The organism is Mycobacterium parascrofulaceum ATCC BAA-614 (assembly GCF_000164135.1).
Classification (GTDB): domain Bacteria; phylum Actinomycetota; class Actinomycetes; order Mycobacteriales; family Mycobacteriaceae; genus Mycobacterium; species Mycobacterium parascrofulaceum.
Genome location: NZ_GG770557.1, coordinates 1 through 3,716, shown reverse-complemented (window position 1 = coordinate 3,716; position 3,716 = coordinate 1). Strand labels below are relative to the sequence as shown.

Below are 3,716 nucleotides of genomic sequence, written 5' to 3'. Positions count from 1 at the left end.
CTGTGACAGCCTGATTTGGCCCCAGAGGGACGGCTTGATGTGGCTCCACCTGTGTGGGCGGCGGAGTGTCATCGTGACGGCCTGATCTGGCCCCACTGTTTCGACACGCCGTGGTGGTTGTGACGGTTTGAACTGGCCCCACTTCACCGTGATTCAGCGTCCGGATAGCCCGGATGGATGGTCACGAAGGTGAGGGTCTGGAAGGGTGAGGTCGAGGGTGGAGCTGTTCGCGGTGATCCGTCGAGATCACCGGGTTGACGGTTTGTCGATCCGGGCGTTGGCCGATAAGCATGCGGTGCACCGGCGCACCGTGCGCCAGGCGTTGGCTTCGGCGATCCCACCGCCGCGTAAGACTCCGCAGCGGGTCGCGCCGCGGTTGGAGCCGTTCAGGTCGGTGATCGACGGAATGCTGCGTTCGGATCTGGATGCCCCGAGAAAGCAGCGGCATACCGCGCGGCGCATCCATGCCCGGCTGGTCGATGAACACGGCGCGGCAGGCTTGTCGTATTCCACGGTGCGCGACCATGTCCGAAAACGCCGCCCTCAGATCCTCGCCGAGGCGGGTAGGCCGCTGGAGCTGGGGTTCGTCCCGCAGACACATGAACCGGCCGCCGAAGCCGAAGTCGACTTCCATGACCTGTGGGTGATCTTGCGCGGCGTCAAGACCAAGACCGCGTTGTTCACCATGCGGTTATCGCACTCGGGCCGTGCGGCGCATCGGGCATTTCTGACCCAGGGCCAAGAAGCGTTCCTAGAAGGCCACGTCTACGCGTTTGAGCGGCTGGGTGGCGTGCCGGTGGACAAGGTCCGCTACGACAACCTCAACAGCGCGGTCAAGCAGGTGCTATTCGGGCGTTCACGGCAGGAAAACGAACGCTGGATCACGTTTCGCTCGCACTACGGGTTCGAAGCCTGGTACTGCCAGCCCGGCCATGAGGGCAGTCACGAGAAAGGCGGCGTGGAGGGCGAGGGCGGCCGATTCCGCCGTAATCACTGCGTGCCCATGCCGGTGGTCGATTCGATCGACGAACTCAACGCGCTATTGCAGGCCGCCGATGACGCCGACGATCACCGCCGCATCAGCCACCGCGCCACCAGCGTGGGCCAGGACTGGGCATTCGAAAAGACGCTGCTGCGCCCCGTGCCCGACGAGCCGTTCGACACCGCACTGACCGTGACGCCGCGGGTCGACCGCTACGCCCAGGTGATGGTGCGCTGCAATCAATACAGCGTGCCGGCCCGGTTTATCGGGCATCGGCTGCGGGTCAAACTCTCGGCGTCGGCGGTGACGGTCTACCACCGCACCACAGTGGTGGCGCGCCATCAGCGCGCGATCGGCAAGGGCGCCAAAGTTCTTGATTTGGACCACTACCTGGAGATCCTGTATCGCAAGCCTGGTGCCCTGCCCGGGGCGACTGCGCTGGTCCAAGCCCGCGCCGCCAAGAAGTTCACCGCCGAGCACGATGCGTTCTGGAGCGCGGCGCGTAAGGCCCACGGTGATGCGGCCGGGACCCGGTCGCTCGTCGAGGTGCTGTTGTTGCACCGTCATCTGGACCGAGCCGATGTGATCGCCGGAATCACTGCGGCACTGTCGGTGGGATCCACCAGTGCCGATGTCGTTGCGCTGGAAGCGCGTAAGGCCGCCGAGCGCCGCGGCGCAGCGGCCCAACCAATGGGTGCCGGCGAGGGTGCTCGGGTGGTGGTCTTGGCTGAGCACCGCTCGTCGGGCTTGCTCATCGCCGATGAGCGTCCGTTGCCTTCGGTCGACAAATACGACATCTTGCTCGGGTGCGAAACCTCATGACGCGGCGGCGTCAGGTCACCGAGCAGGCCGCCACCGCGGCGATCGAGCAGGGCTGCCGGATGCTGCGCCTGCCTACCATTCGGGACCGATTCGCTGAGATCGCCGCCGCCGCTGAGCGTGAGCAGTTGTCCTACCTGGGATTCTTGTCTGAGTTGGTGATCGCTGAGTGTGATGACCGGACCCGACGTCGCGCCGAACGGCGTATCCGCGACGCCGGGTTTCCCCGCCCAAAGCGGTTGGAAGAGTTCTCCTTTGACGCTAACCCGGCCATCAACCCCGCGGTCATCGGACAATTGGCCACATGCGGGTGGGTCAAGGCCGGGCATCCGTTGTGTTTGATCGGTGACTCCGGCACCGGCAAAAGCCACCTGCTCATCGCGCTGGGCACCCTGGCCGCAGAGTCGGGCTATCGGGTGCGCTACACGTTGGCTTCCAAGCTGGTCAACGAACTCGTCGAAGCTGCCGACGATAAACAGTTGACCAAGCTGATCGGTCGCTACGGCCGTGTCGACCTCATCCTGGTCGATGAGCTGGGGTATTTGCAGCTGGACCGGCGCGGCGCCGAGCTGCTGTTCCAGGTCCTGACCGAACGCGAGGAACGCTCGGCCATCGCGATCGCATCCAACGAGCCGTTCTCTTCGTGGACAAAGACGTTCACCGACCCCAGGCTCTGCGCAGCCATCGTGGACCGGTTGACCTTCGCTGGACAGATCATCGAAACCGGCACCATCTCCTACCGCCTCGCCCACGCCCGCAACGCCCGACCAGCAAGCTAGCCATAAAACAGTCAACGCCTCAATGGAATTCACAGTCCTACTGAAGCGTCCCGGATGCGTTGTTGGCGTGGCGCCAGGCCTGCCAGATTTCGGGACGCAGCCGCCCGCGGTCGGGCACCGGCAGACCCGTCGAGCGTGCCCATGCCCGGACCTCGGCGGTGCTCGGCTCGGATACGGCGGGTTGGTCGAGCTCGGTGATATCGATTGCCGCTGACGAGATGCGCTGCAGGGCCGCGTGTTCGGTGAGTGCCCAGTCGTGCGCGGCGGCCAGGAACCGATACGTCCACTCCTGGGCGAGTTGGCGGGTCTCACAGAACACCATCGGCACGTTGGGCCAGCGGATCTGCAACTCGGCCAGCCCATCAGCCACCACGGCGGGGCGGACGCGATCGAGGGTGAACAACTGCGAATAGCGGTCCTCGACAACCAGGGCCGCACGTGGCAGCGCAGCCAGGTCGGCGACCTGATAGCGCAGCTTGCCGCCAGTGAGACTGGCGACCAGATCGGCCAGCGATTTGCGCTCCACCGAGGCGACCAGCTGCCCATCGATGACCAGCCCATAGTCCCCACACGGCAACGCCTGCCTGATCGTACCGACCTGCTGGGTGGGGAACCGATACGCGTAGCGCTCGTGGGAGTCGACGACGATCTGCAGCCCCACGATGCCCTGAGCGCGCGCCGTCGGGGTGCGCACATTCGGACGGGCCTGCTTACGCGTGCGCGGTGACTGCCAAAACACCGCATCACGCCCCCGAGCCTGCGTGAACACCAGCTGGGAGCGATTCTCCCGGGACCGATCCACGATCAAATCGATCGCCGCCCCGCGCCGCTGGCAAGACCGCAACCGCACGCGTTCGACGATCACTGCATCATCAGGCCACTCATGCAGGCCGACCGGATAGCAGTACAACGCCTTGACCCGCGGCCAAGTCCCCGACGTCCGGAACAACAGGTCACCGCTGGGCTGGGGGATCCGCAACAAAAACGGAAGCCGGGAATCCTCATCCGGGTTGACCGCAACCAACAACTGCGCCACACCCCCGAGTCTGCCGGTCCACAAAACCCGAGCAACCAACCCCCACGCATGGAGCCAATTCGAGCCGTCACCCCGGGGCCACTTCAAGTTGACATCGCCA

General features: G+C 65.2%; 3 protein-coding genes. 2 read left to right on the top strand and 1 reads right to left on the bottom strand.

Annotated elements, in window-relative coordinates:
* Positions 1-205 precede the first annotated feature (205 nt).
* Complete coding sequence (gene istA, locus HMPREF0591_RS21385) at positions 206-1,804, top strand: IS21 family transposase (protein WP_007170749.1); 1,599 nt, start codon at positions 206-208, stop codon at positions 1,802-1,804.
* Positions 1,801-2,580 carry an IS21-like element helper ATPase IstB gene (gene istB / locus HMPREF0591_RS21380; RefSeq protein WP_007170748.1) on the top strand — a complete coding sequence of 260 codons (780 nt, stop codon included), beginning with the start codon at positions 1,801-1,803 and terminating at the stop codon, positions 2,578-2,580. Before istA ends, istB begins: the two co-directional genes overlap by 4 nt.
* Positions 2,581-2,617: 37 nt before the next feature.
* On the opposite strand, the gene HMPREF0591_RS21375 is transcribed toward istB, so the two are convergent.
* Positions 2,618-3,616 carry an ERCC4 domain-containing protein gene (locus HMPREF0591_RS21375; RefSeq protein WP_007170747.1) on the bottom strand — a complete coding sequence of 333 codons (999 nt, stop codon included), beginning with the start codon at positions 3,614-3,616 and terminating at the stop codon, positions 2,618-2,620.
* Positions 3,617-3,716: the final 100 nt, after the last annotated feature.

What these genes read in the sequence shown, in the direction of transcription:
- istB (WP_007170748.1), top strand. Translation starts at nt 1,801, where the DNA reads ATGACGCGGCGGCGTCAGGTCACCGAGCAGGCCGCCACCGCGGCGATC.